The organism is Enterococcus sp. FDAARGOS_375 (assembly GCF_002393265.1).
Taxonomy (GTDB): Bacteria; Bacillota; Bacilli; order Lactobacillales; family Enterococcaceae; genus Enterococcus_D; species Enterococcus_D innesii.
Genome location: NZ_CP023515.1, coordinates 3,028,215 through 3,045,773, shown reverse-complemented (window position 1 = coordinate 3,045,773; position 17,559 = coordinate 3,028,215). Strand labels below are relative to the sequence as shown.

Genomic DNA, 17,559 nt, shown 5'->3' with positions numbered 1-17,559 from the left:
TAAAAACAATAGCGCAAAAAGCGAACATTTGTTTGAATATTCGATATACCTATGGTACACTAATGTTATCAAATGAAAGAAGGTGTCAGTTTTGGCAAAACGAACAGAAAATCGACAAATCGAAATTCTTAAGTTCATTCATACCCGTGTCACTGAAAAAGGCTATCCGCCGACTGTTCGCGAAATTGGCGAAGCCGTTCAGTTATCTTCTACCTCAACTGTTCATGGCCATTTGTCCCGACTTGAAAAAAAAGGGTTGATCTTACGAGATCCTACAAAACCCAGAGCCATTGAATTAACTGCTTCCGGTCTTGAAAAAATCGATGTTCAACCAGCATCCATTCCGATGCTTGGTGTCGTAACTGCGGGAGAACCGATTTTAGCAGTGGAAGATGCATCCGATTTCTTTCCGATTCCGCCAGATTTAGCAAATAGTACCGGCAGTTTGTTTATGTTGACGATCCGAGGAGAAAGTATGATTAATGCTGGCATCCTTGACGGCGATCAAGTGATCGTTCGCAAACAACAAAGTGCGAAAAATGGTGATATCGTGATCGCTATGACAGATGAAGATGAAGCTACTTGCAAACGATTCTATAAAGAAAAGAATTACATTCGATTACAGCCAGAAAATGATTATTTAGAGCCCATCATTTTGCCTGACGTAACGATTTTAGGATTAGTTGTTGGTTTGTATCGCCATCTGCTTTGATTCTAATCGGCCTACCTAGGAAATCTTCGTACTTGCGAAGATTTTTTTTCTTTCCTCTTTACAAACCGAACAAACATTCGTATAATAGGTATACAAACATAAGTTCGTATTATTTAAGGAGTGAATGAGATGAAAGCAGTTCGTCGATTTGGTTTTATGTTGTGGGTATTATTGATGGGTATCGTTATTGGCTATTTTGGCGTTCTAAGTGCTGTTCTGATTTTTTGTCCTCTAATGATGCTTTGGTTCATGCTATGGGATGAAAAGAAATTCCGGCAAGCAGAGCGCAAACGTAACCGTCATTATTATCATGATCATGATTTTTATCGGTATGAACCATGATCCTTTCTCTACATAAGCCTTAAAGCAGAAAAAAAGGACTCGTAATGTAGTGACCCCAAAAAGTTAGACTTTTATGGAGTGGAGAAATCCACTCCTTTTTTGTACGATAAAATTAACTGTTAGACAGCTGTTTTTACAGCTTCTCGAAACTGAACCGGACTTCGCCAATTTAATTTCTTTTTGATGCGTTTATGGTTGTAATAATAGATATATTGGTCAATTTTTGTTCTCAATTCATCTAAACTCCGATAGACTTCTCCATGAAAAATCTCTTGCTTTAATAAACCAAAGAAGTTTTCCATAGGTGAGTTATCTAAACAATTCCCTTTACGAGACATACTCTGGAAGATTTTATGCTGCTTCAATTTATTCTTATAAGCATTCATTTGATAGGCCCATCCTTGATCTGAATGGAAGGTTCTACGAAATGGACAATCATTTGTCATCTGGATTGCTTCTTCTAATCCTTCCATTATGGCTAGTGCGTTTGGTTTTTCAGAAATCCGATAAGATAGAATTTCACTATTGTAGAAATCCATGAAAGGATCTAAATACAGCTTTTTCTGACGAACGACACCTGTGGTGTCTACTTCATAATACTTAAACTCTGTGGTATCAGTTGTAATTTTTTGGTGACAGATATTTGTATAAAACCGACGATGAATACGATTTTTGGCGACAGTGCCAACCTTCCCACGATAAGAATTGTACCGTCGAGATTTTCGAGTGTAAGACTTTACTTCGATACCTAGTTTTTTTATCAGACGTTGAATCTTCTTTTTATTGACATGAATCCCTTGATTCTCTAATTCTTTTTTAGTCGCAGACAGCCATAGTCTTTATGCTCCTTGCGAATTTCAATCATTTTTTCTTCAATTTCTTGGTCTGGGTTTGGTCTGTCAAACCGTTTCTGCCAATACATATAGGTTGCTTTAGGAAATTTCAATGTTTCAAGAAGCTCAACTAGTTTGAATGATCCTCGGAGGCTGGCGATGATTCGTGCGATTGATTCTTGCGTCTTTGCTGGGCTTCCTGTTTTCGCAGCTTCCTCAACTCTTTTAAAAAGGCATTCTCAATTTGAAGGGATCGGACTTGCTTTTCTAATGCCTTGATACGATCGCGTTCTTCAGTTGTTGTATTTTCTTTTTGTTCTCTTTTTTCTAGCCAAAGTAAGTGATCGCCCTTTCTCTTTTGAGATCCCCTCAATACCTGCTTCTCTGAAATTACGCATCCAATTGGCAATAAGCGCAGGGTTGTTCATTTCTAAAGTGCTGGCAACTTCTCGATAGGACATCTCACTTGTTTGATATAACTCTATCGCATTTAACTTAAATTGAACAGAATATTTCTGATTTTGATGCTTTCTCAATAGACCTTCCTCTCCGTATTCACGATAGGCATTCACCCAATCACTTACTTGAGACTTGCTTGAAATACCGTATTTATTGGCAAGATGCCGATATCCACCCACACCACTAAGATATTCTTTAACGATTTTTAGTTTTAATTCAAAAGGATATTTTGCCATACAAATAGCGACCCCCAAAAGTTAGATTTTTGGTCTAACTTTTGGGGGTCGCTTCATAAGAGTCCTTTTTTTCTGCTTTAATATTCCATCAAGGTTTTGATTTCGACACCTTGGATTTTATCTCTTCCATGTAAATCCATTAGTTCGATCAAAAAGGCGCAGCCAACAACGATACCGCCTAATTTTTCTACGAGTTCAATTGTTGCTTTGATCGTTCCGCCAGTTGCTAGTAGATCGTCACAGATCAAGACACGTTGTCCTGGTTTGATAGCATCGGCATGCAACGTCAAAACATCCACACCATACTCTTTTTCATACTCTGCTTCAATGGTTTCTCGTGGCAATTTGCCTTTTTTACGTACTGGAGCAAAGCCGACACCCAACTGGTACGCAACTGGACAACCAACGATAAATCCGCGGGCTTCTGGTCCTACCACCATATCGATGCCTTTTTCTTGTGCATACTCAACGATCTGCTGTGTCGCATAACGATACGCTTCTCCATCAGCCATTAACGGCGAGATGTCCCGAAAAATAATTCCCTCTTGGGGATAATCCGGAATACTAGCAATATACTCTTTTAAATCCATTTTTTTTCCTCCTAGACTGTCAACCACTGACGCAGGGTTGATAAATCACTCATTAATAAAAATTCTTCTGTTTTGATCATTTTTTGTCGTTGCTGATACAAATGACTCTCTGTCAGCGGACGAGAAACAGGATCAGCCGTTTTATTCAAAACACCATCTTGTATTGTAACAAATTCCAGCTCAGAAAACACCTGAATCATGAAAATAAGTAATTTTTCTGGAATTTTTAGATAGTCAGCAACCATCCTTAATTTGTAGCGAATATCCAAACGAGGTTGTTGCTTGATCAATTGAAAAAGCCGACCATATTGCTCTCTGGTGCCTACCCCATCTAAATAAGCATCTTCGGTCGAGTAAAACACAAACGCAATTCTTGAAGCATGAAGCGTTTGGATGATTTCTTTGATCACTGCAGGATCAGTAGGACAATCTAAAAAGGCGATTTCTTGAAATTGAGCTTCATGAAACGTGTCTCTCAAGTTAGCCACTGAGTCGAATAAGATCGTTTGTCCACAAAACCCTTGTAGCTCTCGAGGAATTTTCTTATTGAAAACGACCCCTACTGTTTGATTTCCCAGAGAGACACCTTGCCGACTCCTTTTCGAACGATAATCAAACAACTGCAGACCTTCCACAGCAAAATCATCCAACATCAACTGCGGTTTTTTGTTGCCATTCCATTCATTGATTGAAAGCTGACCGACGATCGACAGTCGATCATTTTCAAACTCTACTAAGTCTTTTCCAAAACCAAACCCAATCACATCTAGCTGTGTATTGGACTCATCTGTCATCACTAACTTCAAGTGTTGGTTTTCAGTACCAATCTGGCGAGCATTTTGAGTCGATAGATTGGAAAACAGAAATTTCGGTAACGGATTATCCGTGCCAAAAGGCGCTAAAACGTTTAAAGATTCAATAAAATTGATCGATACTTCTGTCAATGGCAGTTCTTCATCAATTGTCAAGGGGATCCCTTGGCTAATATCAATTCCATTTTCTTCCACATAGCGATTCATTTGGGCTTGTAGCATATCTAAATGATCGATGGGGATACTTAATCCAACTGCTGCATGATGGCCGCCAAAACTAGTAAACATGTCTTTCATCGTGGTCAACATTTCAAACAGATTCAACGCAGCAATACTTCTTCCTGATCCTTTTGCCAAGCCATTTTCTTTTTTGGTCAAAACGATCACAGGTTGTCCGGTACTTTGCATGATTCGTCCGGCTACGATTCCTAAAACCCCTTCGTGCCAGTCATCACCTACGACTAGATGAACATGATTGGCAGGGTCGATTTTTTCTTGCGCTTCTTTCATGATTTCTTCAACGAAAGTTTTTCGCTGCTGATTGATCGTATCTAATGTCTTGGCTAAGGTTACTGCTTCTTCTTCGTCAAATGTGGTTAACAAACGAACAGCAGGATTTGGGTCTTCCAAGCGGCCGATCGCATTAAGGCGCGGGCCAATAGCAAAACCAATGTCGGTTTCGTTGACTGTTCGTTTTTTCAATCCACTGACCGTCAGCAACTCATTCAAACCAAGCCGATCAGTTTGTTGGATCATTTTCAGGCCATTGCTGACTAGTAGTCGATTCTCATCTGTCAAAGAAACCATATCAGCAATCGTCCCAATTGCAACAAGATCAAGCAGTTCGACGGGCACTTCTTCTAATAAGGCGCACGCCACTTTAAATGCGACACCGACTCCTGCCAAATCACCAAACGGATAGTTTCCTTCAGGATGACGAGGATGAACGATAGCAAAGGCTTCTGGGAGTTCTGCAGGAAGTTCGTGGTGATCCGTCACGATCACATCGACGCCTTGTCCTTGAGCATAAGCAATCGCCTCATGTCCAGACACTCCGTTGTCAACAGTGATGATCAATTGTGTCCCTGCGGCAATTTTTTCTTGATAGACAGTTATATTGGGACCATAGCCATCTGTAAAACGGTTGGGCAGATAATACTCAGCCTCAGCCCCCAGCAGCTCCAGCGTTTCTTTTAATACGGTGGTGCTCGTAATCCCATCTGCATCATAGTCGCCATAAATCAAGATCTGCTCACCATTTAAAATGGCTTCATGGATTCGTTCCACGGCTTTATCCATATCATGAAAGAGAAACGGATCATGAAGGTATTGCAAATCAGTGGATAAAAAAGCGTCTAGCGCTTCTGCTGTTCGAATATTTCTTTGCCATAGCAATGCGCCGATCCGCTCAGGAATCTTTCTTGCTTGGATCAATTCTTTAAATTCAGGGGTAGCTTCGCTATCTTGCGGACGCACCCAATGAAAATTTGCACGTTTCACCAAATCACTCCTAACTAGGATATTATAGCAAAGTTTATGCAAAAAGGAAAAACAACGAAAGAAACAATTTATTTTTTCATATCACAAAAAAGAGCTTGCAGCGAATGATGCACCTGCAAACTCTTTTCTTCATTACGCTCATGTATTCTAGGCTTGCGATTCAAAAGACTTCATTTCTTCATCGATCGTTGGCGGCGTTGAGGCACCTGCTGCACGGGATGAAAGTTGCGCTTCTTGATCGTCGAGTTGCTGCTGCCTAGCTGCTAACTCCGCCTGCTTGTTGGTATATTCTCGTTCCAAGGCTTCTCGTTGTTCTTGCAGAACTTTCTCGTTATTCGAGCGATAATCCGAGAGCTCTTTTCTCAATTGTTTTAGTTCTTTTTTTTGACGGAACATTGCGCTTGTGGAAACCAGCAACAAAATCAATGCGCCTAACAAAGCAGAACCAATAATGACTAAGATCAATGGCGATTGAATCGTTGTGAAGCCAAAATTGATCGGAACAGTCATATTGTTTGCAACCGCAAATAAAACGATCACTAAAATCAGTAAAATACCAACAATAACACGCCATTGATTTTTCATGGGTTTCAACTCCTATTTTTTGTTGAACATCGTTCCTGCCATATAATCCCCAATTGCAGGGAACAGTGTATAAAGTTTTGCAGCCGCCCCTAAAATATGTGGGCGATTGATTTCTCGTTTTGGATGAATCATGGCTTTGACGATCGTTTGTGCCAATTTGTTTGGTTCAAGGACAAGGCTACCCACCGATGATAAGTAACTACCGCTAGGATCTGCTTGGTCAAAGAATGCCGTTTCGATCGGCCCTGGATTGACTGTTGTTACGTTGATTCCCAGTGGTTTTAGTTCTAAACGTAATGCGTTAGAAAAACCAAGTACAGCAAATTTCGTTGCAGAGTAGACTGCCGTCTTCGGCGTAGCGATTTTACCCGCGATTGAAGCAACATTTATGATATGACCATGCTTTTGTTCAGCCATTTGAATCGCAACTTGCTGAGTCAAAACCATCATCCCAAGCACATTGACTTCAAACATATTACGGATGACCGCAGGATCCATCTCCGTAAATTCTTGAAAGATCCCGTAGCCGGCATTATTGACAAAGACATCGATCTTTCCGACTTTCTCACTAATTTTTTCTAATAAGCGCGCCACGCTTTCAGGATTTGCTACGTCCAATTGAAACGCATACGCTTCTTTGCCGCTTAATTCCATGCATTGTTCTTTGACTTTCCCAATCAAATTTGTTCTGCGAGCACAAGTCACAACGATCGCACTACGTTTTGCGGCTTCATAACAGATTTGTTCTCCAAGTCCGGCAGAACCACCTGTTACAACGACAACTTTATTCTCCAAGTTCATCTGATTCTTCCTCTCCGGCAAAAGGGATCTCGACAACATCAAAATCTTTGACGATCAACGTATTCGGAAATACTTCTTTTGCTTCATTTACTAAATTTGTAATATCTTTACCAACATAGCGCGCGCTGATATGGGTCAATAGCAAACGCTTGGCGTGAGCTTCTTGGGCCACTTCAGCAGCTTGGCGTGTCGTCGAATGAAAATAAGCGCGAGCCAGCTTGGCTTCTTCTTTGTTGAAGGTACTTTCATGCACTAATACATCCGCATTTTTCGCTAAAAGCACGGCGTTTTGACATTTACGCGTATCACCTAATATTGCCAAGATCCGACCCTTTTTCGCTTGACCTAAGAAATCAGCCCCATTGATTTGACGTCCATCGTCGAGGGTAACTACTTCACCTTTTTTCAAACGTCCGAAGACGGGACCAGGTTTCAGACCAAGTTCAAGCAATGCTTGCACTTGCAATTCCCCTTGATGGCTTGCTTCAACAATACGATAGCCAAAACTATCAATGCCGTGATCAAGGGGCAGACAAGATACCTCAAATTGCTGATCTTTAAAAAGAATCCCTTCTTCTTCAATCTCGAAAAAATGCAATGGATAGCTGACTTTCGTCTGGGAAATCCGCAAAACGGTTTGAATGTAAGCTTTGATTCCCTTTGGGCCATAAATCTCTAGAGGCGTGTCGCCCCCTTGAAAGGAGCGGCTGCTGATCAATCCCGGCAACCCATAGATATGGTCACCATGAAGATGAGTGATAAAGATTTTTTCAATCTTTCGTGGTCGAATTGTAGAATGCAAAATCTGCATTTGGGTTCCTTCGCCACAATCAAAAAGCCAAACGGCATTCCGTTCATCTAAAAGTCGTAACGCAATGCTGGTCACGTTTCGATGTTTTGCAGGCACTCCCGCACCTGTTCCTAAAAATTCTAATTCCATAAGCTTCTTTCCTTTCATCTCTTCCCAATTTTAGCGGAAAAGAAATCAAGTTGCAATTGAAGCTTGCGGTTTTTATTTCTCAGATTGGCGATCTTCTGCGTCATTATGAGAGTTTTTCCAGTCCTCTTGAACCCGTGCTTTGGTGGATTCTTCGACTTTCTTAGCTGTTTCAATCTCTGCTTCCACTTCATCGTAGTCAAAGCGCGTGATATCGCCGCCCAATTCATTCATGATCAATTGATTCAAAGGACGATTGTCTTCTTCATCGGCGATCAATAATAACCCGGTATCACCTACACCAATTTGATTTCCGACGTGTTCAAAAAGCATTTGCGCATTTTGGATCTCTTTTGCATCCCGAGTAGCACCGATCATACTGCCGCCAAACCAGCCCAGCATGATTCCTAAAGGTCCGCCTAACACACCAACGAGCATCCCGATCAAACCACCCGTTGATGTCTTATTGTTCCCAGTAAAATCAAGAAAGTCCTCGACTTTAAATTGATGCACGCCTTCATTGGTGTGGGTAAGAACTGCCATTTGTTCCCCTTTGATCTTCCGTTCCATATGCATCCGTTTCACTTCCGAAAAGGCTTGATACGCTTTGGCACTAGCATCAAAGTTCATTACAATGACTCGTTTTGACATAAAAATCGCTCCCTTTGGTTTATTTGTTCTTTTCTTTATTTTAACAGTAAATCATTTAAATGAAAAAAGAAACCAAAAAGACTGTTGATCATTGATTTCTTAGAGAAAATCAATGATCAACAGTCATAACCACTTCAACTATGAAGGATTTTTTTTTACAAATGATGTTCTTTTAAACGCTTATTCGACAAACTCGAATTCAAAATTACCAATACGCACGATGTCGCCGTCTTTGGCACCTCGCGCACGCAATGCTTCATCAACACCCAGTCCACGCAATTGACGTGCAAAGCGCATCACGGTCTCATCATGATCAAAGTTCGTCATTTGGAATAGTTTTTCGATTTTCTCACCGCTCAAGATCCAAGTTGCATCAGGATCGCGATCGATTGAAAACTCCGGCTCATCCGATTGGAAGCCGTAATGAACCACATCTTCTTCGATTTCTTCATCGTACAAGAGGAACTCAGGAGTGACTTCCAATAAATCCGCTGTCGCATTCAGCAAGGCATCGATTCCCTTACGAGTGACACCAGAGATTGGGAAAATCATTGGTTCATCCGCGAACTCATCCGTTTTTTCTTTTGCCAACTGCTCTTTGAAAAGGGCTAAGTTTTCTTCAGCATCCGGCATATCCATCTTATTGGCAACGATGATCTGTGGGCGCTCTAGTAAGCGCAAGTTGTGGGTCGACAATTCATTGTTAATGGACAAATAGTCCTCGTATGGATCGCGCCCTTCCATGCCACTCATATCGATCACATGTAAGATGACCCGCGTCCGTTCGATATGACGTAAAAACTGAGTCCCTAAACCAACACCTTGCGAAGCACCTTCGATCAAGCCCGGCAGATCGGCTACTGCAAAACTACGACCATCAGTGGTCGTTACCATGCCTAAATTTGGCACCAGTGTTGTAAAATGATACGCGCCGATTTTTGGCCGAGCAGAGGAAATCACAGAGAGTAATGTGGACTTCCCAACCGAAGGGAAACCAACTAAACCAACATCTGCTAAGACTTTTAATTCGAGCTCGATTTTTCTTTCTTGACCGGGTTCCCCGTTCTCAGCTAATTCTGGTGCTGGGTTTTTCGGAGAGGCAAACCGAATGTTCCCGCGCCCGCCCCGCCCGCCTTTTGCGATCACTAATGTTTGACCTTGCTCAATCAAATCCCCTAATAAGGCTCCTGTTTCAGCATCACGAACGGTGGTGCCTTGGGGCACTTTGATGTAAGTATCATCTGAGCCACGGCCGTGCATTCCTTTACTCATGCCGTTTTCCCCGGGTTGTGCTTTAAAATGACGATTAAAGCGGAAATCCATTAGTGTACGCAAACCTTCGTCTACGACTAAAATGACATCACCACCACGTCCGCCGTCACCACCTGCGGGTCCGCCGTCTGGGACATATTTCTCTCGGCGAAAAGCAACCATTCCGTCGCCGCCTTTTCCTGCTTTGACATCGATTGTCACTTGATCTAAAAACATGGACATTATTTGTCCTCCATTCTTTTTTTACTACCTTCTATACTTTTTGATTATCAGTTATCTCACCTTAAGTGGTTACTATTTCTCTAATAAGAAAGTCTATTTTATTGTAACGACCGAAACGCCTTTTGTCTATCTTTTCTCATGGGTTTCCATAAGAAATCGTGAATTCTTAAGGGTTATTCTTTGACAGTCACATCAAATCGTAGCAAACTTTTAAGTGTACCAGACACAATTAAAGGAGGAAACAAGAAATGACAGTAAAAGTTGGAATCAATGGTTTTGGACGAATTGGACGTTTGGCTTTTCGTAGGATCAAAGAAGTTTCTGCCGATATTGAAGTTGTGGCAATCAATGATTTAACAAGCCCCGTCATGTTAGAACACTTGTTGCAATTTGACTCGACCCATGGCACTTACCCTGGCACTGTAACTGCAACGGATAATGCTATCGTTGTCGATGGCAAAGAGACCCGTGTGTACGCTGAACCAGACGCAAGCAAAATCCCTTGGGCAAAAGAAAATGGCGTCGATATCGTTTTAGAATGCACGGGTTTTTACACTTCCGCAGAAAAAGCCCAGGCCCATCTTGATGCAGGTGTCAAACGAGTGGTCATTTCCGCTCCCGCCGGCAATATGAAAACGATCGTATACAATGTTAACTCTGACACGTTAACACCAGATGATACTATCATATCCGCAGGCTCTTGTACGACCAACTGTCTAGCTCCGATGGCCTACTTTTTGAATGAAGAATTTGGGATCGAAGTTGGTACGATGACGACAGTTCATGCGTATACTTCTACTCAAATGCTATTGGATGGTCCTGTAAAAGGCGGAAACTTAAGAGCCGCTCGGTCCGCTGCCGACAACACGATCCCTCACTCAACGGGTGCCGCCAAAGCAATCGGTTTGGTTATCCCAGAATTAAATGGCAAATTACAAGGCCACGCCCAACGGGTTCCGGTCGTCGATGGTTCTTTAACAGAATTAGTCTCAATTTTGAAAACCAAAGTAACCGCCGATGAAGTCAATGAAGCCATCAGAAAACACACCGTCGATAATCCGTCATTCGGTTACGATGACCGTGAGATCGTCTCGGGTGATGTCATTGGTACCACTCAAGGTTCTATCTTTGACCCGACGCAAACAGAAGTGACCACTGCTGGCGATTTCCAATTGGTGAAAACCGTCGCTTGGTATGATAATGAATATGGCTTTACTTGCCAGATGATTCGTTTACTCGAAGAATTTGCTCGTTTGTAAGTCAATGAGTAGGCAAAAAGTGCCGGTTCTGAAAAAAGAACCGGCACTTTTTTTATTCACTTGCTGGATGATCGTATTTTTCCAAGAAAGCCGCGATTTTTTCTTTGTAAAGCGCTGGATCAGTTTTGTAGCTTTTCGCATGCTCGGCTCCTGAAACGACCCATTTTTCTTTAGGCGCATCGGTCGCGTTATACAAAATATCCAGCATCGCATAAGGAACAAATGTATCCGCATCGCCATGAATAAAAAAGATTGGACGCGTATTTTTTTGCAGTTGTTTGACTGCATCTGCTTCACCAAAGAAATACCCCGCTCGGATTTTTGTGACAAGGCTAGTGACATTCATCAATGGAAATGCGGGCAACCCAAACAATTGATCGAGTTGATAGCCTAGTTCTTCATTGACGTTGGTATACCCACAATCTTCAATGATAGAAGTGACATTTTTTGGTAAGTCTTCTCCGCTGGTCATCATCACTGTGGCCGCACCCATACTGATGCCATACAAAGTGATCGTCTCTTCAGAACCATTTTTTACAAGTATTTCATCGATCCATTGCAAGTAGTCTTTACGTTCGTGCCAACCAAACCCAATATAATCCCCTTCGCTTTGACCATGCCCTCGAGCGTCTGGAACCAACACATTATAACCTAAATCATGATACATCTTGGCGTAGTCCGCCATCGTTTCTGCATTCCCCATGTAGCCATGCGCGATGATCGCCGTTTTTCCTTGATTCTTCTCCTCCGCCGGTAGATAAATGGCGGATAATTTTAAATCATCTTCAGAAGTCAGCTGCCACATCTCACGATTTGCTGCATCTGTAAACCAATTTTGCGCTTCGCTTCCCGTCTGATTTTCATCAGTACCCGGGGTATCTCCTTCCAAGAAATCTTTTTCTGAAGGAACTACCGCATAGTCGTAAAAATAGTTTCCAGCATATCCTAATCCCGAAATCGCTAATACAGCTACTCCGATGGCAATTTTCCAGCGCAATTTCACACTTGTCACGTCCTCTTAAGTATATAGTTTACATAATATTATTATGGTCTCAACATTCCTCATGGTAAGAACCCACTACATAAATTACCGTTTTTTACTCGTGTTTGTCAATCGCAAGCGCCCAAAAAGAAAAACCATTGCCAACAATAGGTGTTGACAATGGTTGATTCCTCGTAATGGCTAGTTGTTTTCGACCAATTTAAAACTTGACCAAGGTTTCAAAAATTCTAATAAGAAAAGCTCTTCTTCAGCGATTTTCCCAACGACATTGACCCGGCCGTCATTTTTCATTTCTTTCAAGGCGATTTGCGTCTCCCCTTTGTATTGTCCATAGCCAGCATTATCGATCAAGACATCTCCTCTTACCATATCATGGGTATCATGGGGTGGAAATTCTTTGTCTTTATAATAGATCCGGGTCATCGTTGAACGCAAGATGTATTCTGAACGATCTCCTCGGTAACTATGCAGATTATCAAACAAACAGATGCGTTCATCTTCAGTGATTCCATCAACCACATCAACTCTTAATGTTGGATAATCCGCGTGAAATGCTTCAGCCATTGCCGCCAATTCTGCTTCTGAAGCATAGGCATTACCAATAGAGATATCATCGATCAAACCAGTCAACACTAAATGTTTGACTTGTGTAGCTAACGGCAGATCACGATGGTCTTCCAAAGAACATAAGCCATCTTGTGTTGGCCAAGGACCGAAATCAGCCTCGTGTGAATTCACAAAAGCCATCGTATTTAAATTGTACTTGCGGAATTTTTCCGAACAAAAAACGAAATGGTCATAGCCTAACCCTGAATAGCGATGAGGGTAGAAATTATGCGAACCTAGTAAATTTTCGGTGTTTGGTGAATAACTCATGATGTTATCCACGTAGCTCGTGCCACTGCTCATATTGATCTCAATTTTGATCCCGTAAGGATTGCGGGTCATTTTGGCTTCTTCTGAACCCGTAAAACCGATATCTAATCGAACACCGTAAGCCCCCATCTCATCAAAGAAGGATAAATCATCATAAGAAATGCCTAGCTGTTCAAATAAACCAGGATTGATATCTACCATGACTTCCATTCCTAACTGATTGGCATAATCCACGACTTGTTTAAAGTCTGCCAAGACTTTTTCTTTGTCATCGTTGATTTGCAGCAAACTGGTAAATACCCGTTTAAAGCCGTATTTGTGTGCCAAGTCTAGATACGCTTTGTCCTTTTCAAACGTTGAGCGCTCTGGATAAATCGATATCCCTAATTTTCCCATCAAAAAAACCTCCTGTATATTCTATCCGTTTATTATAATGAATCCTCTTTCATTATAGCAAACATCTAAAAAGTGGTCTACACCTTTCCACCTGTTTCTTTCTCATTCCACAAAATCTGCGCTTTCTTCTATGTCTCTTTTTTGTTATGATTAGCATTAAGAAAACTGGAAGGAATGAAAGAATGAAAAAAATCCTATTCACACTGACAGCAGCTGCTAGCCTTTTATTATTAGCTGCTTGTACAGATTCAAGTACCACCGATCCCTCATCAAGCAATTCGGCAGAAAGCACGTCGACCTCAGAATCCGTTGACTTGAATGCCCTAGAATTGCCGCAATTATCAACGGATGTGCAAGAGAATGAAGCTTTAGTTGAAATGGTGACGGAAGAAGGCTCGATCAAAATCAAACTTTTCCCAGAGATTGCACCCAAAGCCGTCGAAAACTTTTTGACCCATGCCAAAGATGGTTATTATGACGGCTTGACTTTCCATCGTGTCGTAGAAGAGTTTATGATCCAAGGGGGCGACCCTAATGGTGATGGCACTGGCGGAGAAAGCATATGGGGCGAAGGATTCGGCGAAGAATACTCGAACCAGCTTTATCACTTGCGAGGCGCATTGGCAATGGCAAAATCAAGTGCGCCAAACAGCCAAGGCAGTCAATTCTACATCGTTCAAAATGATCAAGACGTATCCGACGGTCTAGCGATCCAACACTATCCTGAAAAAATCATCGAAGCCTACAAAAATGGTGGAACACCACGATTGGACGGTAGCTATACCGTTTTTGGTCAAGTGATCGAAGGCATGGATGTCGTCGATAAAATTGCGCAAGCAGAAACCCAAGACTCTGGCAATGGTGAGAATTCTCAACCGGTTGTGCCAGTGAAGATCGAAACGATCAAGGTCTTACAAGAAGCCAAAGAATAAATAAAAAAACCGCTGAAAGCCCCGATTATCGGATGCTCCAGCGGTTTTCTTTTATTTTTGGTCGCCTACGATAAAAGTAAACTCGCACTCCGCAGCTTTTTTGCCATCCACTGTCGCTACTGCATCTGCAGTTCCTACAGAACCTTTGATTTTGGTGATTTCAAAAACAAGTTTCATGGTATCTCCCGGAACAACTTTTTGACGGAATTTTGCTTTGTTGATGCCGCCGATATACGCCGTTCTGCCTTGGAATTCCTCAGATTTCAATATTAAGATCGATCCTGCTTGTGCCAATGTTTCTAAAATCAAGGCACCTGGCATCACTGGATTTCCCGGAAAATGCCCTTGAAAAAAATCTTCGTTGATGGTGACATTCTTCGTTGCGATAATTTTTTTACCAGATTCGATTTCATCAACATAATCAATATAAATAATTGGGTAGCGATTTGGAATCAAATCCATGACTTCTGTTTCAGTCAATAGTTTTTTCATGGTGTCCCTTCCTTGCTTAAGAATTTATTATAGTTTGATTATCAAAGTATCATAGTTCAAGGAAATTCGCAACTAAATATTTATTAAGAAAAAAATAGTTTGACAATCAAACAATTATGCTTAATAATTAGAAATCAAGATAGTTTGATTTACTATTTGTCATTATACGTATTTTATTGTTGAATTTATTAAGGAGTGGAATTATGAGTTTTTTAACCGGTAAAAAAGTTGTCGTCATGGGCGTTGCTAACAAACGCAGTATTGCTTGGGGCTGTGCACAAGCACTAAAATCCCAAGGAGCCGAAGTGATCTACACATATCAAAACGACCGCATGAAAAAGCCTTTAGAACGCTTATTGGAATCTGATGAATTTGTAGTGGAATGTGACGTCGCCAACGACGAAAGCATTGCTGCCGCCTTTGAAACGATCAAAGAATATGCAGGTGAGATCCACGGTGTGGTCCATGCCGTTGCTTATGCTAATAAAGAAGATCTATCGGGCGATATTTTAAATATTAATCGTGACGGTTATGCTTTAGCGCAAGATATCAGCAGTTACTCATTGATTGCAGTCACCAAATATGCCAAACCAATCTTAGCTGAAAATGCTGGAATCGTTACCCTTTCATACTTAGGTGCCGAACGGGCATTACCGAACTACAATATGATGGGGATTGCAAAAGCTGCTTTAGAATCAAGCGTCCGCTATTTAGCTGCCGAACTTTCACCGCAAAAGATCCGTGTTAATGCGATTTCAGCTGGCGCCATCAAAACGCTAGCAGTAACAGGTGTAAAAGACTATCAAAAGCTGATCCAATTGTCAGAGGATCGGACACCTGACCATATTGGTGTAACGATCGAAGAAGTCGGCAATGCTTGTGCCTTCTTGATCAGTCCATTATCAAGCGGGATTATCGGCGAAGTGATTTTTGTTGATAAAGGCGTTCATTTATCTTAATCAATAATTGTCATAGAAAAGTCTGCTATTTGCCTCTCCGTTGGCTGAGCAGGCTTTTTCTGAAAAAAACAGGTATTTCAGAAAACCTCCTTTGCATTTCTATTTTATCTTGGTTAAAATAGATGCAGTAAGACTTGGAGGGATTTTATGAAACAACTGCTACTTGCAGCTAGCACGACCGATTCAAGTGGTTCCAGCATTACCGAACCAGCGGCTGCTCAACTCAATGCATTACAAAAATGGTGGGCGTCCATCGACTGGGAATCGATCATTGGCTTACTGATCCAAAAAGCATTGATGTTGCTTTTTTTATGTATCCTATTTGGTATTTTATTGAAAATAAGCAATATGATCATCGATCGAATCTATCGTTCCTATGAAAAAAAAGCCAGTTTCAATGTGAGTCGAATCAACACGATCCATACCCTGATCCGCAATACGGTTCATTACACATTAGGCTTCTTTTTTGTCTATGCACTCCTTTCCACCATCGGCGTACCTGTAGGCTCGTTACTAGCCGGTGCCGGAGTCGTCGGGGTCGCACTTGGTTTAGGTGCCCAAGGCTTTATGAATGACTTGATTACTGGCTTCTTCATTATTACCGAGCAACAAATCAATGTTGGTGATTACGTCCGCTTGACCAATCTGACGCTTGAAGGTACGGTGACGGCAGTCGGGATTCGAACGGTCCAATTAAAATCCGTTGATGGAACCGTTCATTATATCCCAAATCGTAACATCACGACCATCAGTAATACATCAAGAGCCAATATGCAAGTCGTTGTCGACGTACGTATCTTACCATCTGAAGGCCTAGATGAAATACGCGCCATCATTGAAGAAGTCAATGACCAGATCGCTCAACAACACGAAGAAGACATTCAAACAGCCCCTACTGTCTTCGGTCTGGTGGATCTAGGGAACAACAACTTTGCGATTCGAACCACCATGTATGTGACCAACGGTACGCAATGGAAAATCAAAGAGGAATTTTTAGCAGCATCGATCGACGCTTTGACAGCCAAAGGCTATACGATCCCTAATGCGCCCATCGTCGGTATTTAAAAAAAGGTTATCCCGAAACTGGGATAACCTTTTTTCTATACCACATGCAGTTCATCTGTCATCTTTGGGGCATCTTCTTTCGAAATCAGCAAATAGCGTCTTTCAATTTCATGTGCCAAATGATTGACGGATTTTAAAATCTCTTTGCGGGTGATGATCCCTACAAAGACATTGTCATCATCAACGATCGGCAAGAATGCTTGATCTACTAAAAGATGCAGCATACTTTCCAACTCATCGTTTTCCTTGATGCAATTCACGTTGACTTCCATGACGTCTGCCACAGTCAGCCCTTCAATATTTTCCATACTGAAGCCAGTGAGATCCATCATTCGTTCCACGATGTTTGAGAGGCTGATTAAGCCGACTAAATGGTCCTCACTATCTAGTACAGGGATCTTTGAATAGCCCACTTTTGATAAAACAAGCAATGCGTGACTCAAAGGGTGGTTATAAAATACCGATGCCACATTCTCTGCAGGTACCAAGAAATTTTCTTGATTCTCGAGTAATATTTTTTCTACGGTCTGTCCTATCAATCTAATTGCCTCCGTTTCACAGCTACTCTTCTATTTTACTTGAAAATGAGAATAGAAAGTAGAAACCTGCAAAATTATAATGAAAT

At 41.6% G+C, this 17,559-nt stretch carries 17 protein-coding genes and 1 pseudogene; 6 read left to right on the top strand and 12 right to left on the bottom strand.

From position 1 onward, the window contains the following. Positions 1 to 91 precede the first annotated feature (91 nt). Together lexA and CO692_RS15840 are read left to right on the top strand one after the other, a co-directional pair. Positions 92 to 712, top strand: coding sequence for a transcriptional repressor LexA (lexA, locus tag CO692_RS15845; RefSeq protein ID WP_096742677.1), 621 nt, complete (start codon positions 92 to 94; stop codon positions 710 to 712). 129 nt (positions 713 to 841) lie between these two features. Then, on the top strand, positions 842 to 1,054 hold the full coding sequence (locus CO692_RS15840; RefSeq protein WP_005236082.1) for a hypothetical protein: 213 nt from the start codon (positions 842 to 844) through the stop codon (positions 1,052 to 1,054). A 119-nt stretch (positions 1,055 to 1,173) separates the two neighbouring features. On the opposite strand, the pseudogene CO692_RS17760 reads toward CO692_RS15840, so the two are convergent. The 8 genes and pseudogenes from CO692_RS17760 to obgE form a co-directional block, all read right to left on the bottom strand. Continuing rightward, positions 1,174 to 2,582 (bottom strand): annotated as a pseudogene (locus tag CO692_RS17760) (IS3 family transposase). A 77-nt stretch (positions 2,583 to 2,659) separates the two neighbouring features. After that, the gene (locus tag CO692_RS15825; RefSeq protein WP_005226167.1) at positions 2,660 to 3,172 is read right to left on the bottom strand and encodes an adenine phosphoribosyltransferase; all 513 of its coding nucleotides are present in this window, start codon (positions 3,170 to 3,172) and stop codon (positions 2,660 to 2,662) included. A gap of 11 nt (positions 3,173 to 3,183) precedes the next feature. Then, the gene (gene recJ / locus CO692_RS15820) at positions 3,184 to 5,484 is read right to left on the bottom strand and encodes a single-stranded-DNA-specific exonuclease RecJ (protein ID WP_096742675.1); all 2,301 of its coding nucleotides are present in this window, start codon (positions 5,482 to 5,484) and stop codon (positions 3,184 to 3,186) included. A gap of 147 nt (positions 5,485 to 5,631) precedes the next feature. After that, positions 5,632 to 6,069 carry a lipopolysaccharide assembly protein LapA domain-containing protein gene (locus tag CO692_RS15815; protein ID WP_005226169.1) on the bottom strand — a complete coding sequence of 146 codons (438 nt, stop codon included), beginning with the start codon at positions 6,067 to 6,069 and terminating at the stop codon, positions 5,632 to 5,634. 12 nt (positions 6,070 to 6,081) lie between these two features. Beyond that, a complete protein-coding gene (locus tag CO692_RS15810) occupies positions 6,082 to 6,870 on the bottom strand; it encodes an SDR family NAD(P)-dependent oxidoreductase (RefSeq protein ID WP_096742674.1) in 789 nt (262 codons plus the stop codon). Beyond that, complete coding sequence (rnz, locus tag CO692_RS15805; RefSeq protein ID WP_096742673.1) at positions 6,854 to 7,810, bottom strand: ribonuclease Z; 957 nt, start codon at positions 7,808 to 7,810, stop codon at positions 6,854 to 6,856. The genes CO692_RS15810 and rnz overlap by 17 nt, the downstream gene beginning before the upstream one ends. Positions 7,811 to 7,882: 72 nt before the next feature. Next, entirely contained in the window at positions 7,883 to 8,458 is a 576-nt protein-coding gene (locus CO692_RS15800) for a DUF456 domain-containing protein (protein ID WP_010748409.1), read from the bottom strand. Between the two features lie 180 nt (positions 8,459 to 8,638). After that, positions 8,639 to 9,952 carry a GTPase ObgE gene (obgE, locus tag CO692_RS15795; protein WP_077453427.1) on the bottom strand — a complete coding sequence of 438 codons (1,314 nt, stop codon included), beginning with the start codon at positions 9,950 to 9,952 and terminating at the stop codon, positions 8,639 to 8,641. A gap of 248 nt (positions 9,953 to 10,200) precedes the next feature. On the opposite strand from obgE, the gene gap reads away from it, so the two are divergent. Further along, positions 10,201 to 11,211 carry a type I glyceraldehyde-3-phosphate dehydrogenase gene (gene gap, locus CO692_RS15790; protein WP_096742672.1) on the top strand — a complete coding sequence of 337 codons (1,011 nt, stop codon included), beginning with the start codon at positions 10,201 to 10,203 and terminating at the stop codon, positions 11,209 to 11,211. Positions 11,212 to 11,263: 52 nt separating this feature from the next. On the opposite strand, the gene CO692_RS15785 is transcribed toward gap, so the two are convergent. Next, a complete protein-coding gene (locus CO692_RS15785; RefSeq protein ID WP_096742671.1) occupies positions 11,264 to 12,214 on the bottom strand; it encodes an alpha/beta hydrolase in 951 nt (316 codons plus the stop codon). Positions 12,215 to 12,394: 180 nt separating this feature from the next. Continuing rightward, positions 12,395 to 13,486, bottom strand: a complete 1,092-nt coding sequence (locus CO692_RS15780; RefSeq protein ID WP_086292419.1) for a DUF871 domain-containing protein — start codon at positions 13,484 to 13,486, stop codon at positions 12,395 to 12,397. Between the two features lie 182 nt (positions 13,487 to 13,668). On the opposite strand from CO692_RS15780, the gene CO692_RS15775 reads away from it, so the two are divergent. Then, complete coding sequence (locus CO692_RS15775) at positions 13,669 to 14,418, top strand: peptidylprolyl isomerase (RefSeq protein ID WP_186366423.1); 750 nt, start codon at positions 13,669 to 13,671, stop codon at positions 14,416 to 14,418. Positions 14,419 to 14,469: 51 nt separating this feature from the next. Here the strand turns inward: CO692_RS15775 and fabZ are convergent, their stop codons facing one another. Then, positions 14,470 to 14,910, bottom strand: coding sequence for a 3-hydroxyacyl-ACP dehydratase FabZ (gene fabZ, locus CO692_RS15770; protein ID WP_005226178.1), 441 nt, complete (start codon positions 14,908 to 14,910; stop codon positions 14,470 to 14,472). Between the two features lie 203 nt (positions 14,911 to 15,113). Between fabZ and fabI the strand changes: the two genes are divergently transcribed. Together fabI and CO692_RS15760 are read left to right on the top strand one after the other, a co-directional pair. Further along, on the top strand, positions 15,114 to 15,869 hold the full coding sequence (gene fabI, locus CO692_RS15765; RefSeq protein WP_096742669.1) for an enoyl-ACP reductase FabI: 756 nt from the start codon (positions 15,114 to 15,116) through the stop codon (positions 15,867 to 15,869). Between the two features lie 147 nt (positions 15,870 to 16,016). Beyond that, positions 16,017 to 16,934 carry a mechanosensitive ion channel family protein gene (locus tag CO692_RS15760; RefSeq protein WP_096742668.1) on the top strand — a complete coding sequence of 306 codons (918 nt, stop codon included), beginning with the start codon at positions 16,017 to 16,019 and terminating at the stop codon, positions 16,932 to 16,934. Between the two features lie 35 nt (positions 16,935 to 16,969). Here the strand turns inward: CO692_RS15760 and cbpB are convergent, their stop codons facing one another. Then, positions 16,970 to 17,473 carry a cyclic-di-AMP-binding protein CbpB gene (gene cbpB, locus CO692_RS15755; protein WP_005226181.1) on the bottom strand — a complete coding sequence of 168 codons (504 nt, stop codon included), beginning with the start codon at positions 17,471 to 17,473 and terminating at the stop codon, positions 16,970 to 16,972. Between the last annotated feature and the right edge of the window lie 86 nt (positions 17,474 to 17,559).

Bases quoted from the DNA above. Each gene is read 5' to 3' on its own strand.
- CO692_RS15840 (WP_005236082.1), top strand. From the start codon at position 842: ATGAAAGCAGTTCGTCGATTTGGTTTTATGTTGTGGGTATTATTGATG.
- CO692_RS15825 (WP_005226167.1), bottom strand. From the start codon at position 3,172: ATGGATTTAAAAGAGTATATTGCTAGTATTCCGGATTATCCCCAAGAG.
- CO692_RS15815 (WP_005226169.1), bottom strand. From the start codon at position 6,069: ATGAAAAATCAATGGCGTGTTATTGTTGGTATTTTACTGATTTTAGTG.
- CO692_RS15810 (WP_096742674.1), bottom strand. From the start codon at position 6,870: ATGAACTTGGAGAATAAAGTTGTCGTTGTAACAGGTGGTTCTGCCGGA.
- rnz (WP_096742673.1), bottom strand. From the start codon at position 7,810: ATGGAATTAGAATTTTTAGGAACAGGTGCGGGAGTGCCTGCAAAACAT.
- CO692_RS15800 (WP_010748409.1), bottom strand. From the start codon at position 8,458: ATGTCAAAACGAGTCATTGTAATGAACTTTGATGCTAGTGCCAAAGCG.
- obgE (WP_077453427.1), bottom strand. From the start codon at position 9,952: ATGTCCATGTTTTTAGATCAAGTGACAATCGATGTCAAAGCAGGAAAA.
- gap (WP_096742672.1), top strand. From the start codon at position 10,201: ATGACAGTAAAAGTTGGAATCAATGGTTTTGGACGAATTGGACGTTTG.
- CO692_RS15780 (WP_086292419.1), bottom strand. From the start codon at position 13,486: ATGGGAAAATTAGGGATATCGATTTATCCAGAGCGCTCAACGTTTGAA.
- CO692_RS15775 (WP_186366423.1), top strand. From the start codon at position 13,669: ATGAAAAAAATCCTATTCACACTGACAGCAGCTGCTAGCCTTTTATTA.
- fabZ (WP_005226178.1), bottom strand. From the start codon at position 14,910: ATGAAAAAACTATTGACTGAAACAGAAGTCATGGATTTGATTCCAAAT.
- fabI (WP_096742669.1), top strand. From the start codon at position 15,114: ATGAGTTTTTTAACCGGTAAAAAAGTTGTCGTCATGGGCGTTGCTAAC.
- CO692_RS15760 (WP_096742668.1), top strand. From the start codon at position 16,017: ATGAAACAACTGCTACTTGCAGCTAGCACGACCGATTCAAGTGGTTCC.